Here is a 16691-nt window from a genome sequence, read left to right on the forward strand (position 1 = left end):
ATGAGTCAGTACGTCCTGCGTCGCCTCCTGATCGCGATTCCGAGTCTTCTCGGAATCTCGGTCGTGCTGTTCGTCGTGCTGGCGCTTGCGCCAGGCGATCCGTTCTCGGAACTGGCGACGAACCCGAACGTCCCGCCCGAGGTGCAGGCCGCACTTCGGGCCAAGTTCGGCCTCGACGATCCGATCCACCTCCGTTACCTGCACTGGCTCAACGCCATGCTGCACGGCGACTGGGGTTTCTCCTTCGTCAGCCGAATGAATGTCGACACGCTGATCCTTCAGCGTCTGCCGGCGACGCTCTACGTGATCGGCTCGGCGCAGATCCTGGCGCTGCTGATTGCGATCCCCGTCGGTGTCTATGCGGCGACAAAGCCCTATTCGCTGTTCGACCAGATCGCCAATACGCTCGCCTTCGTCGGCTTCTCGCTGCCGACCTTCTTCACCGGCATTCTGTTCATCTTGATCTTCTCGGTCACGCTGGACTGGCTGCCTTTCGTCTATACGACCGACATCAAGGGCACCGGCATCCATTGGGTGCTGGAGATGATTCGGCAGGCGATCATGCCGGTGGCGGTGCTCGGTCTGTTCCAGGCTGCGTCGATGACGCGCTTCGTGCGCTCGGCGATGCTGGACGTGATCCGGCTCGACTATGTCACCACGGCGCGCGCCAAGGGGCTTGGGCAGGCCAAGGTCATCGTCAAGCACGTGATGCGCAACGCCATGATTCCGGTCGTAACGCTGATCGCCTTGCAGATGCCGGCCGTGTTCGGCGGCGCCATCGTCACCGAGCAGATCTTCCGCATCCCCGGCATCGGCTCGCTGCTGATCTCCTCCATCCTTTCCAACGACACACCGGTAGTGATGGCCGTTACCTTTGTCTTCGCGTGCCTCGTCGTGCTGTTCAATCTCATCGCGGACGTCCTTTATGGCTGGCTTGACCCTCGCATCTCCCTCCGCTGAGCGGCGCGTCTACTCGCCCTGGCGCGAGATGTGGCGGCGCTACAGCCGCCACAAGCTCGCCGTGGTCAGTGCGTTTCTGCTCCTCATTCTGATCCTGGCGGTGGTGGCCGGCCCCTTCGTCTGGCGGGTCAAGATCGACGACATCGATATCGTGGCGGGCATGCAGGGGCCGTCGCTTGCCCATCCGTTCGGCACCGACGATCTCGGGCAGGACATCCTGGCCCGCATGATCTATGGCGGCCGCATCTCGCTCGCGGTCGGCCTTGCCGCGATGCTGGTCTCGGTCTTCATCGGTGTCCTGATCGGCGCGCTCGCCGGCATGTCGCGCGGCGCGCTCGGCCACGGCCTGATGTGGCTCACCGATCTCTTCCTGTCCCTGCCGCAACTGCCGCTGCTGCTGCTGCTGATCTATCTCTTCCGCGACGGGCTGAAGCAGATGTTCGGTCCCGAGGGCGGCATCTTCATCCTGATCGTGCTCGTGATCGGCGGCTTGCGCTGGATGCCAGTCGCGCGGCTGGTGCGCGCGCAGTTCCTGTCGATCCGCGAGAAGGAGTTCGTCGAGGCCGCCCGTGCGCTCGGCGCAAGTCCGGTGCGCCAGGTGGTGCGGCACATCCTGCCCAATGCGCTCGGTCCCGTGATCATCGCCGGCACCATCGACGTCGCTGCCGCCATCATCGCGGAATCGACGCTGTCCTTCCTCGGCCTCGGCTTCCCGCCGGATACGCCGACCTGGGGCCGACTCCTGTACGACGCCAAGGATTTCCTCGACATCGGCCCGCACTGGGCGCTGTTCCCGGGCGGCGCGATCTTCATCGCGGTGGTCGCCATCAACTTCATCGGCGACGGCCTGCGTGACGCGCTCGATGCGCGACGGGTGATCTGATGGCGCCGCTGCTGGAAATCAAAGGGCTGAAAACCCACTTCTCGACCGACGACGGCATCTTGCAGGCCGTCGACGGTGTCGACATCTCCATCAACAAGGGCGAGACGCTCTGTGTCGTAGGCGAATCCGGCTGCGGCAAGACCGTGACCGCGATGTCGATCCTGAAGCTGATCGCCATGCCGCCCGGCCGCATCGCGGCGGGCCAGATCATCTTCGAGGGCCGCGATCTCGTGCCGCTGACGAGCCGTCAACTCGACGAGATCAGGGCCAAGGAGATCGGCTTCATCTTCCAGGAGCCGATGACCTCGCTCAATCCGGTGCTCACCATCGGCGAGCAGATCGCCGAGAGCCTGCGCCGGCATGAAGCGGTGACGAAGAAGCAGGCGCTCGAGCGCACCATCGAGATGCTGAAGCTGGTGCAGATCCCCAACGCCGAAGGCCGCGTGCACAATTATCCGCACCAGTTCTCAGGCGGCATGCGTCAGCGCGTGATGATCGCGATGGCGCTCGCCTGCAGGCCGAAGCTGATCATCGCCGACGAGCCGACCACCGCGCTCGACGTCACCATCCAGGCGCAGATCCTCGACCTCTTGCAGGACATGAAGGAGCGCTTCGGCATGGCGGTGATGCTGATCACCCACGCCATGGGCGTCGTCGCCGAGACCGCGCAGCGCGTCGTCGTAATGTATGCCGGCAAGGTGGTGGAGGAAGCGCTCGTCGACGACCTCTTCGGCAATCCCGGCCACCCCTACACCCAGGGGCTGATCCGCTCGATCCCGCGCATCGATCTCGACAGCGAGCACAAGACAAGGCTCGAAGCGATCGGCGGCTCGGTGCCGATCCTGATCAATCCGCCGGTCGGCTGCCGCTTCGCCCCGCGCTGCAAGTTTGCCATGAACGTCTGCACCGAGAAGGAGCCGCTGCTGCGCGAGATCGCGCCCGGCCATCGCATGGCCTGTCACCTCGGAGATACGCAGATGGGAGGCACGGCATGACCGAGCCCTTGCTCCGCGTCAGCGGCCTGAAGAAATATTTCCCCGTGCACGGCGGCCTGTTGTCGCGCCAGGTCGGCAGCGTCTATGCGGTCGACGGGGTCTCGTTCTCGGTCAACCGCGGCGAGACGCTCGGCCTCGTCGGCGAATCCGGCTGTGGCAAATCCACCACCGGCCGCTGCGTGCTGCGCCTGATCGAGCCGACCGACGGCGAGGTCGTGTTCGACGGTCAGGACGTGCGCCAGCTCAGCGGCAATGATTTGCGCGCGATGCGGCGGAACATGCAGCTGGTGTTCCAGGATCCGTTCGCCTCGCTCAATCCGCGCATGACGGTCGGCGCCATCCTCGGTGAGGCCCTGATCATCCATAAGCTCGGGTCGTCGGCCAAGGAGCGCGAGGAGCGCGTCGCCAGCCTGCTCGTGAAGGTCGGCCTCAAGGCCGAGCACATGCGCCGCTACCCGCACGAATTCTCGGGCGGCCAACGCCAGCGCATCGTGATCGCGCGGGCGCTCGCGGTCGAGCCGAAGCTGATCGTCTGCGACGAGCCGGTATCCGCGCTCGACGTGTCGATCCAGGCGCAGGTGATCAATCTGCTGGAGGATCTCCAGGCGGAGCTGAACCTCACCTATCTGTTCGTCGCGCACGACCTGTCGGTGGTCGAGCACATCTCCGACCGCGTCGCCGTGATGTATCTCGGCCGGATCGTCGAGCTGGCGAAAGCGAGCGATCTCTACCGCAATCCGCAGCATCCCTACACCAGGGCGCTGTTGTCGGCGGTGCCGGTGCCCGATCCCAAGCTGAAGCGTGAACGCATTCGCCTCAAGGGCGACGTGCCGAGCCCGATGAAGCCGCCATCCGGCTGCCACTTCCACACCCGCTGCCCGATCGCCCAGCCGCGCTGCGCGGAAAGCGCACCCGAGCTGAAGGAAGGGGCGGGCGGGCACTTCGTGGCGTGCCACCTCGCCTGACGTCGCGCGAGGCGGTGCGCCCGTTCATCCGTCCCTGAGCAGGCCGTGCGCCGAAAGGGCCTGCCGGAAAGCCTCCACCGACGTGTGATGATGCGCGCAGAGGCCCGCTTCCCGCGCGCCGGCGACATTTGCCGCGAGGTCGTCGACGAACAGAACGGTCTGCGGCGTCGCCTGTAGCTCCGACAGGCAGAGGCGATAGCAGCGCGGGTCCGGCTTGGCCGCCTTGAGCCGGGCCGACGTGTAGATGCGGGAGCCGAACAGCGGACGCAATTCCGGCAGCAGCGTGTCGATATGGTCGGCGACCAGCGTGGTATTGTTGGTCAGGACGGCAACATCGATGGTCTCATGCAGGCGGTGCGCAATCTCCAGCATCGCGCGATCGACCTTCATCGAACGGCGGCGTGCCTCCACCCACTCATCGAGCGACAGGGAATAGCCGATGCGCTCGCCAAATCCCCGCAAATAGTCGGCGGCATCGAGCGTGCCGGAGTCGCCGAGAAGCTCGAAGCCGCTCTCCCAGATCGCCTTGTAGACGAACTCACTGGTGGTCCCCGCAAGCTCCGCCAGAAACGCGACGCGCCTCCCTCTGTCGTATTCGCAGAGGACATTGTCCATATCAAAGAGGACAAGCTTGATCTCGTCAGGCACGGGAACGCTCCCGGCCGGACCAAAATATCCGGCCGTGCTCAAAGTCATATCCCACCGGAACGCGGGCGACAAATCCGGGCGCAAAGGCCGAACGTTGCGATACTGGTGTCGAGCGTAGCAGCTTCATGGCTACGAGGTGCGGCGGCGGGCCAGTTGATGCAGCACCGTGTCGATGGTCGGGACCGCACCGGTCTCGCGGAGCCAATTGTCGGCCAGCTCCCTCAGTTCGCCCGGCGTCAAGCCGAACTTGCGGCGGAATGCGCGAATGAAGGTGGAATCGCTGCTGAAGCGCATGCCGACGGCGAGGTCGATCAGCCGCGTGTCCTCCGCGGACGGCGATATCAGCTGGCGGAAAGCGAGATTGAGGCGCTGCTCCCTCACATAGTGCGAGAGCCCGCCATCCGCCTCGAACAGCCGATAGAGGGTCGCGCGCGAAATCTGGAAGTGGCGGCACAACTCGTCTGCGGTGAGCGCGTCGGTCTCGAGATTGTCCGCGATGCGGCGCTTGATCATCGCAAGATAAAGATGCCGCTCGGCGCGTTCGACTCCGGCCGCAATGTCGGCGGTCCCGCCGGCGGCCGCGGCAACGATGTCGGCGATCGCTTCGATCGTGGCCTCGGCGCTGCCCGCCTCGGGCTCGGGTGGCAGCGTAAGCGCCGCGTAATGGCTGGCAAGCAGGCGCGTATGAGGATGGTTTGACGGCAGCAAGGTTGCCGTGGCCGAATCCGGATGAGCAAGCCGCGGTGCCAGCATGGCGCGTTGCAGGATGATCGCCATCAGGCGGGTACGACTGCCGCCGCCGCGCAACACGGTCCGGTTCGGCTGCGCCATGTCGATCAGGCAGATGGCGCCGGGCCCCATCGTCACCTCGCGCCGGCCCGAGCTGAACCGCATCTCGCCTTCGACACACAAGGTGATCTGAAAGTGATCCATCGCACCGCGGGCGACGTGTGCAGGCGTCCGGTCGTATTCCTGATCGGTCGCGCGCGTATCGACCAGCAACGCATTGCGGGTCATCATCGTCACGGTGGTGACATGGAAGTCGTCCTCCGTGGTGAGCGGAACGACATCGCAGATGTCGGCCGTCATGGCGCGCAACTGTCTCAGCGCGTCCACCCCGCGCCCCGGGATGTCCGCCGGCATGGTCTCGTTCACGGCCGTCTCGTCTGCATTGCCCCACGATGAGGCCCCACCGCATGGACTCGATCGTCGAAGTCCGGCGGCCCCCCAACATCGCCTCGGGATGTAGCCATTCAGAAATCAGTGCGCAAGCGATGGTGGGCGGGATTTGGCGCGCGCCGATGCGCCGCATGTGCACACCGCGTTAGCCGCGCTTGCCAGCTACGCAGGAAAGGGCGGCGTTCGCTACGTCTGGCAGGATTCGTCACGCGCTCTTCGCGGGCCAGGGCACGACCTGTCCCGACATCACCATACGGTCGCGGCCGCTGTCCTTGGCGGAGTAGAGCGCGCGGTCGGCGCCGGCGACCAGCGTGTTGCAGTCCGGCGCGGTCTGAGATGGAAGGCTTGTCGCAGCGCCGATGCTTGCCGTAACCAGCCGGGAGGGCGGATTTTGCGTATGCAGCATGGCGAGGTCGTGCAGTGCCTCGCGAATCCCTTCGCCGACTTCGGCGCAACCATCCGGGCCGGTGTTCGGCAACAGAACGGCGAATTCCTCGCCGCCGTAGCGCGCCGCGAGGTCAGCCGGGCGCCTAGCCTGAGCGGACAGGATCCGGCCGAGTGCGCGCAGGCATCCGTCGCCCGCCTGATGTCCGTAATGATCGTTGAATTTCTTGAACTGATCGACGTCGATCAACAGGAGCGAGATCTGCGTGCCGTCGCGCCGGGCGCGCGTCCATTCCTCCGCGAGGCGTTCGTCGAACGCGCGGCGGTTGGCAAGGCCGGTCAGGCCATCGGTGGTCGCGAGCGATGCCAGTTTGTCCTGCAAGTCCTTCTGCTCGGTCATGTCGCGCACGACCGCGACGACACCGTCGACCTCGCCGCTGTCGGAGGCTCGGGTCACGTGCAAGGCCGCCTCGGCCCAGATATCGCCCTTGTCGCGATGGCGCTGGCGATAGACGAACCGCGCTTCCTCGGCCTCGCCGTTCTTCAGCGATGCGATGGCCTGCTCGACCCGCTCCATGTCGTCCGCGTGGATACCGGCCACCGCCGACGTGCCGAGCAGTTCCTCGGGAGACCAGCCGGTGATGCGCGCGCACGAGGGCGAGACGTAGAGCAGCCGGTTATCCAGCCCGATCCGGGATACCATGTCGCTGGATTGCTCGGCGAGCAGGCGGAAATGGGCTTCATTCGCGACCAGGGCCTGCGCCATTCGCTGCCGCTGCCAGAGCTGGCGGACCAGGTAGAAGCCGATCACCGCGATCAGCGCGACGAGGCCGAGCACAAAGGCCGTGCGTGCGGCTGCCGCGCGTCGCCAGGGCGCCAGCACGTCGTCCTGCGACTTGCTCGCCAGCACCATCAGCGGATAGCGGCTGCTGCGCTGGTAGTAGCTCAGCCGCTGCACGCCATCGAGCGGCGACTTGAAATAGTAGACCGCTGCCGCCGGACGGCTTTTCCATTCCCTGAACAGCGGCGCGTTGGAGAGGTCGCGTCCGATGAAGGCGCCGCTCTCGTCGTGGCTGCGCGCCAGCATGATACCGGAGCCGTTGAGCAGCGATGCCGAGCCGTTCGACCCGACGTCGAAGCGCTCGTAGAATTTCGCGAAATAGGCGACGTCGATCGTGAGCAGCGCGACGCCGGCAAAGCTGCCGTCGGGGTGGTTGATCCGGCGTGACGCGGTGATGATCCACTGGCCGCCGGCGCGGCTCTTGATGGGCCGCCCGATCAGCGTGTCCTTCGCCGGGGAATCTCGGTGCTGCCGGAAATATTCGCGATCGCTGTTGTTGAGCTTGGAGAAGTCGACATGCTCGGTCGTGGCAAGCCATCGGCCGGTTTCGTCATAGACGAAGATGCCGCGGATGCGGTCCGATGATTTGCGGGTCGGCAGGTAAGTCTGGAGCTTCGCGATCGTGTCCGGGCCGGTTCCGTCGAGTTCGAGGCGATGGACCAGTCCGACCAGGATCGTATCGGCAAGCTCGAACGTGTCGTCCGCGTGCTGGACCAGGGAATGCGCGAGGTTGGCGACGTCGGTCTCGGCATTCCGGAGATCGGCGTTGTGCGTTTCCCATTCGCGCCAGACACTCAAGCCGAGGATCGCCACGCAGATCAGCACGACGAATCCGCCCGCCCAGAGCGGAAGGCGCGTCTTGCCGAGTTCGCGGTCCGTGACCATCGGCTTGCTCCAAATCGGAGCAAAGCTCTCACTTTGGTCTTAACGGCCTGTTGCACCTTCCGCGATGATTTTGCGCGTCCGTAGTCAGCCGGAGGAGATCGTCGATATTTTGATCGACTCTCATCGCCGGATGTTAACCACGCTGCCGCGGCATGATGTTTCGCGCGGCGTCTGCCGCGTCAGTCCATCAGCGTGAAGCCGACGCGCAGCGTCACCTGGTAGTGGCGGACGGCGCCATTCTCGATGTGACCGCGTGTCTGCACCACCTCGAACCATTTCATTTCGCGAACGGTCTTGGCGGCGCGGCTGATCGCATTCTTGATCGCATCCTCGATGGAGGTCTCGGATGATCCGACCAGCTCCAGGATCTTGTAGACGTGATCCGACTCGGCTGTGGGCATGGTACGTCTCCCTCGTTTGCGTTGCGGCACCACCGCCACCCGCTCCCATTTGAACGGGTACCGGCGTTCCCGGTTCCATCGTCCGCCATGGCCCGCATGCGCCAGCCGAGGTGGAGTGCGCCGCACCCGCCTGCTAAGCGCTGTCCATGGATTCGGCGCGGCGCGACAGGACGATCGGCTCTCTCTGCCTTGGCGTGACGGCGCTTGGCTGGGCGCTGAACTGGCCATTGATGAAGCTGCTGCTCCAGCAATGGCCGCCGCTGTTCGCGCGCGGGCTGGCCGGCGTCTGCGCCTCGCTCATTCTCGGCGCGCTGGCACTGAGTCGGAAGGAATCCTTCGCCGTTCCGCGCGAGGCGATTCCGCGGCTGTTGTTTGCGACCCTCACCAACGTCCTTGCCTGGATGGGGCTCGGCACGGTCGCGATGAAATATGTGACCGTGAGCGAAGGGGCTCTGCTCGCCTATACGATGCCGATCTGGGCCATGCTGTTCGCCTGGCCGGTGCTGGGTACGCGGCCGACCATGCGGGATATTTTGGGTCTCGTCCTCGGTGTCGCCGGCGTCGCGCTGCTCCTCGGCGGCAACGGCTTTGCGTTCGGCGCCGACAAGCTGCTCGGAATTGCGCTCGCGCTGCTCTGCGCCATCCTGTTCGCGCTCGGCAATGTGCTCAACCGCAAGCCGCTGCCGATGCCGCCGCTGGTGGTCGTCGCCTGGCAGGTTGGGCTAGGCTGCGCCACGATGCTGATCCTCGGCATCCTGTTCGAGCATCCCGACATCACCGCGATCACCCCGCTGGGACTCGGCTGCTTCGTCTATATGACGCTGGTGCCGATGGGCGTCTGTTACGTCACCTGGTTCGAGACGTTGCGCCGCCTGCCGCCGACCTCGGCCTCGACCGGCATGCTGATCGTCCCCGTGATCGGCGTCGTCTCCGCCGCGGTCATCCTGGGCGAGCCGCTGGGCCTGCGCGAATGGGCGGCGATGGCGCTCACGCTCGGCGGCGTGACGCTGGCATTGCAGCGGGCCTAGAGGCGTTATTCCGCGGCCTGCGACAGGATGGGCGCCGGCTGCGTCCCGCGCCACAGCAGCCGCAGCAGCAGGACCAGGAGCGCCATCAGGGCGAAGCCGCCCAGGGCGGGCGCGAAATGTTGGTCGGGATCGGCCTTCTGCCCGAATTGCACCGCGAGCCGCCCCGACTGCAACAGCCCATAGGCTCCGGCGAACAGGATCAGCCCGTATATGACGCTCCGCTCGCGCGGGCTCGCCATCCTGGCGAGATCGGGCAGCATCAGGGCCAGACCGATCCCGACCATCGGCAGATCGTAATCATACGCATAGGGGCTGATCATCACGGATACCATCACGGCGGCACCGAGCGTGAAGGCCGGTGAAGCGCCTCGCGCCGCACCGAGAAGGACGGCCAACAAGGCCAGCCCGGCGACGGCCGTCTGTCCCCAGAAGGCGGCGCTTGCGGGAAGGCCGGCCTTGTACAGCGCCGCATAGGTCGAGATCATGCGGAAGAGCGGGTAGAAGCCCTGCTCGAGATAGCCCGCCGATTCCCTGATCGCTCCGAGCCACGCGAACCAGATCTGCCCCCCGAAGAGGAGCGTGCAGAGCAGTGAGCTCGCCAATACGACGGCCGCGGCCGTTCCGAGCGCAATCCAGCGCCGCGTCACCAGCAGATAGACGCCGGCGGCAATCGCCAGGTGCGGCTTGATCACCATGGCGCCGAGCGCGAGGCCGGCCAACAGCTGCCGCCGCTCCACGTTGAGGCAGACCAGCCCGATCAGCGCCCCCGTCAGAAAGCCGTTCTGCCCGCAGCCGATGGTGATCGCCATCGCCGGAAACAGGATCCCCAGCACCTGCGCGAAATTCCGGCCGGCGATCGCCCGGAGCGTCACGAGATAGAGTGCAAGCGTCGCGGCGGTGAACAGGAAATAGCCGACGCCGACCGGCAGGAATGCGAACGGCGCGAGCAGGAGGTCGTATTGCGGCGGATAGGTCCAGGGCATGAAGCCGGTGGCGCCGCCGGCGGCCTCCATCTGCATCTTCAGCAGGGCATCGAAATGATAGACTTGGTCGAGATCGCCGCGCCAGACGTGCTGCGCGACGATATGGAAGGCATCGAAGTCGGCGAGCTCGCGATCCGTCCAGCCGCCGAAGCGTGCGAACCAGAAGGCCTTGAACACGGCGATCGACGCCAGCGCCGCCAGCACGAAGCGGACATAGGCAGTCCGCTTCGACGGCGAGGACTGAACCGCTTCCAGCGTCTCGGCGAACATGAGCGACGACCTTGGACCTGATGGATCGGCGGTTGGACGGGCAGGGCCGCGGATCCCGGCCAAACTGCCATCGGAGGCTTAAGGGACGGTAACGAATGCGGAAGGATTTGGCGCCCGCGCCTCCCTAGCGGAGCTGGAGCGCGCGGAACTGGCCCGGTTAACCGCCGATCTTGCGCCGGGGTGAAGCGATTTCCGGGCGAACCTGGATGCGACGTCGAGATGACCTTTTCGAAATCGCCCGCCCGCACAGATGGCCGTGCTTGCCCGCTCGAAGACAGGCGAGCTAACCTCCGTACATCCTGCCAAGTTCGATGTGCGGTGATGATCGACAGTTGGACGAAGGGCGCTCTGGTCGCGATCGGCCTGTCTGCCGTGCCCGCGCCGGGCGTCGCGCAGGACGATCTTGATGCTGCGCCCGGCACGATGACGCTGCAAGTGACCACCGATCCCTCCATGATCGAGTGCCGCAAGCTTGAGACGGTCAATCCCGCCTTGCTCGCGTTCCTGCCGCTGCGCCGGACTTTCAACGATGACTTTGACGAGCATCCGCTTGCGACAGGTCGCTGGGTGCCGCATTACGCCGGCGGTGCGGCGTGGCCGGAAGCGCGCTATTGGGGCGGTGACGGCTCCGACTTCAAGCGCAAGACCAGCGCCAATGGCGAGCAGCAGATCTACGTCGATCCGCGCTATTCGGGGCGTGCGGGGACGCCGCTTGGGCTTGATCCGTTCAAGGTGAGGGACGGCGTGCTCTCGATCGTCGCCAGCCGCACGCCGCCGGAACTGAAGTCCGTTCTATTCAACAACGAGTACATCTCGGGAATCCTGACCACGCAGGGCACATTCGCGCAGAAGCACGGCTATTTCGAAATCCGCGCCAAGGTGCCGGTCGGCCATGCGGTCTGGCCGGCGTTCTGGATGCTGGCGGACGACGGCGGCTGGCCGCCGGAGGTCGACGTGCTGGAAGGCCGCGGCGAGCGGCCCGGCGATCTCGTGATGACGACGCATTGGCGGATTCCGTCGACCCAGAAGATCCAGTCCTGCGGCTTCGACTATGCGGTCGGCGATGCTTCGAGCACGTTCCATAATTACGGTGTGCTGTGGGAGGAGGATCGCCTGGTCTATTTCATCGACCGCAAGCCGGTCTCCGACATCAAGGTGCCGATCGGCTTCGACGATCCCATGTACATGATCGTCAATCTCGCGATCGGATCGAAATTCTTTCTCGGCGTCGGTCCGGTCGATGCGGAATCGCCACCCACCGTCGCATTCGAGATCGACCGGATTTCCGCCTATCAGATCGATATGGAGCAGGCTCGGAGATAGCGATGTCAGCTGATGTCTCGCGGCGCGATCTTGCGAAGCTCGCGGGGCTCGTCGCGCTTGGTGCAGCGGCGGGTGCCAAGGCTGCAGATAACAAGGCTGCAGAGAACAAGGCTGCAGATAACAAGGCTGCAGATAATGAGACGCCCGCGTCGGCCGATCGCCACGCGCCCGCGCTCTTTCCCAAGGACTTTTTGTGGGGCACGGCGACCTCGTCCTACCAGATCGAGGGCGCCATCGACGAGGACGGCCGCGGCAAATCGATCTGGGACATTTTCAGCCACACGCCCGGCAAGATCGAGGACGGCTCGACCGGCGACCGCGCCAACGAGCACTATCACCGCTACAAGGACGACGTCGCGCTGATTAGGGCGCTCGGGGTCAAGGCCTACCGCTTCTCGATTGCGTGGCCGCGGGTGTTTCCGGATGGATCGGGCCAGCCCAATCCGAAGGGGCTCGATTTCTACAACCGGCTCGTCGACGAGTTGCTCGCGAACGGCATCGAGCCCTATGCGACGCTCTATCATTGGGACCTGCCGCAGGCGCTCCAGGATCGCGTCGGCGGCTGGCAGTCGAGCGACACGTCGCAGGCTTTTGCAGATTACTCCGCCTATGTCGCCGCGCGCCTGACCGATCGCGTCAAAACCATCTTCACCGTGAACGAGGTCGGGCGCTTCGTGAATTTCGGTTATGGCTGGGGCATCGATGCGCCCGGCCTCAAGCTGCCGCTGCAGCAGCTCAACCAGGCCCGGCACCACGTCGCGCTGGCGCATGGCCTCGCCGTGCAGGCGATCCGCGCGTCGGGCCGCGCCGGCACCCGCGTCGGTGCCGCCGAAAACATCGCGGCCTGCGTGCCCGCGATCGCGACGCCGGAAAATATCCGCGCCGCCGAGATAGCAACGCGGGAGCTCAATGCCGGCTTTCTCGGCGTGGTGCTGGAGGGCAAGTACACCGACGGCTTCCTCGCCTATGCCGGCGCGGATGCGCCGAAATTCACCCCTGACGAGTTGAAGATCATCGGCACGCCGAACGATTTCGTCGGGCTCAACATCTACGCGCCGCAATACTACGTCACGGCCTCCGATCGCGCGTCGGGCTTCCGCGTGCTGCCGTTCCCAACCTCGTTCCCGCACATGAACTCGGAATGGCTGCGGGTCGGCCCTGAGGTGATCTACTGGGCCCCGCGTCTCGCCGCAAAAATCTGGAACATCGAGACCATCTATATCAGCGAGAACGGCACCTCGTCCGAGGACAAGATTTCCGCCGACGGCCAGGTCTACGATCTCGACCGCATCATGTTCCTGCGCAATTACCTGACCCAGATGCAGCGTGCGATCGCCGAGGGCGTGCCGATTCGCGGCTATTTCCTGTGGAGCCTGATGGACAATTTCGAGTGGATCTACGGCTACGGCAAGCGCTTCGGCCTCTACCGGGTCGACTTCGAGACCCAAGCGCGCGTGCCGAAGCTGAGCGCGGCGTTCTATCGCGACGTGGTGATGCGGAATGCGATCGGGGTGTGAGCTGGACGCCTAGCCCCCGCTACTCTCCTGACCCACAATAGACCCGCGCCACGGCGCCGTTCGTTTCTCCTTGAAGCGCGCATCGCGGCCGCTCCGTTGCAATCGAAACAAAGATCCCGCGATTGGAAACATTCCCGTAGTGCGGTCCACGCACAGAAAGGTGGTGAATCGAACCAAAGGAATAAGTATGAGCCGTCATTTTGGGCAACGCGCGGTTGTCATCGGAGCGGGGATTGGAGGATTGTCTGCCGCCGGTGCGCTTGCTTCCGCCTTCCAGGAAGTCCTCATTCTCGAACGCGATGTCCTGCCGGCTTCGATCATGTCCCGCGCCGGCGTTCCCCAGGATCGGCATCCGCATCTTCTTCTGGCCGGTGGGCTGCAGGCCCTCGACTCCCTTTTCCCGGGTTTCGCGCAGGATCTTGCCGCCGCCGGTGCAGTTCCCGTGAATGTCTTCAAGGACGTCCAGTACGAGCGGCCAGATGTCGGCGCGCTGCCAAGGCGCGACTGCGGGACGTCGCTGCTGTGTGGCTCGCGGCCGCTGATCGAGCATACGCTGCGCCGAAAGGTGACTGCGATCGCCAATGTCAAAGTGCAATCGCAGAGCCGCGTGACGGAGATTGTGCCGGCTGCAACCCGGCCGATGGTGAAGTTCGAGAACGACGCAGGCGTTGGTGCGGCGATCGAGGCGGATCTCGTGGTGGACGCATCCGGCCGCGGCGCGCCGACGCTCGGCCTGCTCGATGTGCTTGGCTGGGAGCGGCCGCAGGAGACCGTCGTGGGCGTCGACATCAGCTACACCACCGCGGTTCTGCGGCCGGGGCGAACCTCGTTCGACTGGCAAAATCTGGTCACCTTGCCCGATCCCGCCACGTCGGCGACAGCCGGCTTGATCATTCCTCTCGAAGGCGGGCGCTGGTTTACATCGATCTCCCATCACGGCGCGACGAATCGCCCCGGCACGTGGGAGGACTATCTTGCGGCTGCACGCCAATTGAAGACGCCGGCGATCTACAACGCAGTCTACAAGCTCTTGCCACCCGGAGGCCTCCGGCATTTCGTGTTTGACGCGAGCCGCTGGCGGCATTTTGAACGGCTCAAGCGGCTGCCGCGCGGGATTCTCCCCGTGGCGGACTCGCTGTGCCGGTTCAATCCGGTCTACGGGCAGGGCATGACGGTCGCCGCGCGAGAGGCAAAGTTGCTGCGCGAGATCCTGGATCGCGTCGCCGGGGAGGCGGACCCGATCGAGGCCCTCCAGGCTGGGTTCATGTCCGAAGTGGGCGCGCTGCTTCAGGCACCCTGGAACATGGGCGTGAACGCTGACTTCGCCTATCCAACCACACGGGGCCAGCGCCCGGAGCGGTACGAGGAAAGCCGGCAGTTCGAGGCGGCTCTATTCCGGGCCGTCGTGGCCGATCCGGTGGTTCAGCGCGCGTTCTCGGATGTCGTGCAACTCGTCGAGCCGTTCGACCTGATCAATTCGCCCGATATCCGCCAACGAATCGAGGCTCATTCGCTGGCGCAGAATGCGTGACGTTCGATGAAACGAACCGAGGACCCGACGGGTCCTCGATCTTTCGATTTCAGCACGTCGCACGAACGGCCGAGCGCGAACCGCGTCGCCCTACGGATCCAGCTCCGTATCCCAGTAGAGATAGTCCAGCCAGCTATCGTGCAGATAGTTCGGCGGAAACAGGCGGCCGTTGCGGTGGAGCTGGTGCACGGTCGGCGCAAACGCGCTCTGGCGCGGAAACATTTTTGCCTGCGCCGGCGTCAGATTGCCCTTGCGCAGATTGCAGGGCGAGCATGCCGCGACCACGTTCTCCCAGGTGGTCTGGCCGCCTTTGCTGCGCGGGACGATGTGGTCGAAGGTGAGGTCTTCGGGCGAGCCGCAATATTGGCAGGCGAAACGATCGCGCAGGAAGACGTTGAACCGGGTGAACGCGGGATGCGTGGTCGGCTTGACGAAGGATTTGAGCGAGACAACGCTCGGCAGCTGCATTTGCAGCGTGGGACTGTGAACCGCCTGATCGTAATGCGCGACGATGTTGACGCGGTCGAGGAACACTGCCTTGATCGCGTCCTGCCACGACCAGAGAGACAGCGGGTAGTAACTCAGCGGCCGGAAGTCCGCATTCAGCACCAACACCGGCCAACTGCCTTGCGAGACATGTGCGTTCAAGTAACGCTCCCGGCCTCCAATATACGCTGCGAAGCAGCATGTACTGACATACTACATGCAGCGTGACGGGATTGTGAAGCCCGTTGAGCGACTTATTCAGATGCAAGCAATGCGGCGGCGGGGTGGCAAAGCGCTCAAAACCGCCGTGATTTGGGGGGCGCGAACGACGCCGGGGGAGGCAGGGTCGACCCGACAGCGCGTCGCGGCCTCGCCCGCCCAACTATTCCCGCACCCGCTCCAGCTTCTGCAAGCACCGCGTGGCGCGCACCACGGCCGGCATCTCCTGGTCCGGAAAACTCGTCTTCCAGTCGGTGACGCCGACCTCGCCGACATAGATGGCGCCCTTCGAATCTAGCGCGATGCCGTGCGGAGCCAGGAATTTTCCGCTGGCGACACCCGGCCCTTCCTCACCGCCGAGCCGCGCGATGCGTTTGCCTTGCGCGTCCACGATCGACAGCCGCGGGCCGAGATTGGGCACCTTGCGGTTGACGGCGAGGCCCGGGCCGAGCTCGCCGATTACGAATGTCGGGCTCTTGCCGCCACCACAGCAGCACAGTGCGCAGGGACGGTGCAGATTGTTCCACTGCGTCTCGTACTTGCCCTCGCCATTGAACACCTGCACGCGATGGTTCTCGCGGTCGGCGACATAGACAAAACCGTCGGCGTCGGCGGCGATGTTATGCACGATGTTGAACTGGCCGGGGTCGGTGCCGGGCTCGCCCCAGCTCTTGAGCAGCTTGCCGTCCGGCGTGAACTTGTGCACGCGCGCATTGCCATAGCCGTCGGAGACGTAGATCTCGCCCTTCGGCGACAGCGCGGTATGGGTGCAGCGATGGAACGGATCGCCGCTCATGAACGGCGACGGCTTCTCGGGGATGCCGATCGTCAGCAGCACCTTGCCGTCGGTGGTGCATTTGCGCACGGTGTGGTCGCCGTCATCGGTGCAGTAGAGATGGTCGTCGGCATCGATGTGCAGGCCGTGCGCGCGCGAGAACAGGCCTTCGCCCCAGCTCCGGAGGAAATTGCCCTCGCGATCCAGCACCACCATCGGATGGGCCCCGCGGTTGAAGACGTAGACGCGGTCCTTGCTGTCGACGGCGACCGAGGCGACGTCGGTCAGTGTCCAGCCGTCGGGCAGCTTCGCAAAATTGTCGACGACGCGGTAGCGGTGCTCGCCGGTGCCGAGAATGGCAGGCATTTGTTTTTCCTCTTCTTCGTTTCAGCGGCGCGATCGTCTCTACACTGTCATT

Annotated in this window: 15 protein-coding genes; 8 read left to right on the forward strand and 7 right to left on the reverse strand. The window is 64.9% G+C overall.

Annotation, left to right across the window (positions count from 1 at the left end; translation table 11 throughout):
• The 4 genes from AB7535_RS42010 to AB7535_RS42025 are packed head-to-tail and all read left to right on the forward strand — an operon-like array spanning position 1 to position 3803.
• Positions 1 to 960 (forward strand): ABC transporter permease, encoded by a 960-nt coding sequence (locus AB7535_RS42010; protein ID WP_152103647.1) that lies wholly within the window; start codon positions 1 to 3, stop codon positions 958 to 960.
• Complete coding sequence (locus AB7535_RS42015; RefSeq protein WP_014491615.1) at positions 926 to 1843, forward strand: ABC transporter permease; 918 nt, start codon at positions 926 to 928, stop codon at positions 1841 to 1843. The genes AB7535_RS42010 and AB7535_RS42015 overlap by 35 nt, the downstream gene beginning before the upstream one ends.
• Complete coding sequence (locus AB7535_RS42020; RefSeq protein ID WP_354114314.1) at positions 1843 to 2838, forward strand: ABC transporter ATP-binding protein; 996 nt, start codon at positions 1843 to 1845, stop codon at positions 2836 to 2838. Before AB7535_RS42015 ends, AB7535_RS42020 begins: the two co-directional genes overlap by 1 nt.
• On the forward strand, positions 2835 to 3803 hold the full coding sequence (locus tag AB7535_RS42025) for an ABC transporter ATP-binding protein (RefSeq protein ID WP_071909320.1): 969 nt from the start codon (positions 2835 to 2837) through the stop codon (positions 3801 to 3803). The genes AB7535_RS42020 and AB7535_RS42025 overlap by 4 nt, the downstream gene beginning before the upstream one ends.
• 24 nt (positions 3804 to 3827) lie before the next feature.
• Here AB7535_RS42025 and AB7535_RS42030 read toward each other — a convergent pair whose 3' ends face one another.
• The 4 genes from AB7535_RS42030 to AB7535_RS42045 all read right to left on the reverse strand — a co-directional run bounded on the left by AB7535_RS42030 (position 3828) and on the right by AB7535_RS42045 (position 8141).
• Positions 3828 to 4451 carry an HAD family hydrolase gene (locus AB7535_RS42030; protein WP_439037191.1) on the reverse strand — a complete coding sequence of 208 codons (624 nt, stop codon included), beginning with the start codon at positions 4449 to 4451 and terminating at the stop codon, positions 3828 to 3830.
• Between the two features lie 129 nt (positions 4452 to 4580).
• Complete coding sequence (locus tag AB7535_RS42035; protein ID WP_208084320.1) at positions 4581 to 5606, reverse strand: helix-turn-helix domain-containing protein; 1026 nt, start codon at positions 5604 to 5606, stop codon at positions 4581 to 4583.
• 229 nt (positions 5607 to 5835) lie between these two features.
• Positions 5836 to 7740 (reverse strand): sensor domain-containing diguanylate cyclase, encoded by a 1905-nt coding sequence (locus tag AB7535_RS42040; RefSeq protein WP_354114312.1) that lies wholly within the window; start codon positions 7738 to 7740, stop codon positions 5836 to 5838.
• 179 nt (positions 7741 to 7919) lie between these two features.
• Positions 7920 to 8141: a dodecin gene (locus tag AB7535_RS42045; RefSeq protein ID WP_085401916.1), complete on the reverse strand. Its 222-nt coding sequence runs from the start codon at positions 8139 to 8141 to the stop codon at positions 7920 to 7922.
• A 146-nt stretch (positions 8142 to 8287) separates the two neighbouring features.
• Here AB7535_RS42045 and AB7535_RS42050 point away from each other — a divergent pair, with 146 nt between their 5' ends.
• Positions 8288 to 9169: a DMT family transporter gene (locus AB7535_RS42050; RefSeq protein ID WP_354114311.1), complete on the forward strand. Its 882-nt coding sequence runs from the start codon at positions 8288 to 8290 to the stop codon at positions 9167 to 9169.
• A gap of 5 nt (positions 9170 to 9174) precedes the next feature.
• Here AB7535_RS42050 and AB7535_RS42055 read toward each other — a convergent pair whose 3' ends face one another.
• Positions 9175 to 10422, reverse strand: coding sequence for a glycosyltransferase family 87 protein (locus AB7535_RS42055; protein WP_354114310.1), 1248 nt, complete (start codon positions 10420 to 10422; stop codon positions 9175 to 9177).
• 321 nt (positions 10423 to 10743) lie between these two features.
• On the opposite strand from AB7535_RS42055, the gene AB7535_RS42060 reads away from it, so the two are divergent.
• The 3 genes from AB7535_RS42060 to AB7535_RS42070 all read left to right on the forward strand — a co-directional run bounded on the left by AB7535_RS42060 (position 10744) and on the right by AB7535_RS42070 (position 14793).
• Entirely contained in the window at positions 10744 to 11745 is a 1002-nt protein-coding gene (locus tag AB7535_RS42060; protein ID WP_354114309.1) for a glycoside hydrolase family 16 protein, read from the forward strand.
• A 2-nt stretch (positions 11746 to 11747) separates the two neighbouring features.
• Positions 11748 to 13262 carry a GH1 family beta-glucosidase gene (locus AB7535_RS42065; protein WP_354114308.1) on the forward strand — a complete coding sequence of 505 codons (1515 nt, stop codon included), beginning with the start codon at positions 11748 to 11750 and terminating at the stop codon, positions 13260 to 13262.
• 139 nt (positions 13263 to 13401) lie between these two features.
• The gene (locus AB7535_RS42070; RefSeq protein ID WP_439037192.1) at positions 13402 to 14793 is read left to right on the forward strand and encodes an NAD(P)/FAD-dependent oxidoreductase; all 1392 of its coding nucleotides are present in this window, start codon (positions 13402 to 13404) and stop codon (positions 14791 to 14793) included.
• Positions 14794 to 14883: 90 nt separating this feature from the next.
• On the opposite strand, the gene AB7535_RS42075 is transcribed toward AB7535_RS42070, so the two are convergent.
• Together AB7535_RS42075 and AB7535_RS42080 are read right to left on the reverse strand one after the other, a co-directional pair.
• A complete protein-coding gene (locus tag AB7535_RS42075; protein ID WP_063985805.1) occupies positions 14884 to 15441 on the reverse strand; it encodes an HNH endonuclease in 558 nt (185 codons plus the stop codon).
• A 220-nt stretch (positions 15442 to 15661) separates the two neighbouring features.
• Positions 15662 to 16639, reverse strand: a complete 978-nt coding sequence (locus AB7535_RS42080; protein WP_354114306.1) for a peptidyl-alpha-hydroxyglycine alpha-amidating lyase family protein — start codon at positions 16637 to 16639, stop codon at positions 15662 to 15664.
• Positions 16640 to 16691: the final 52 nt, after the last annotated feature.

This window comes from Bradyrhizobium sp. 956_D2_N1_4 (assembly GCF_052076025.1).
Taxonomy (GTDB): domain Bacteria; phylum Pseudomonadota; class Alphaproteobacteria; order Rhizobiales; family Xanthobacteraceae; genus Bradyrhizobium; species Bradyrhizobium barranii.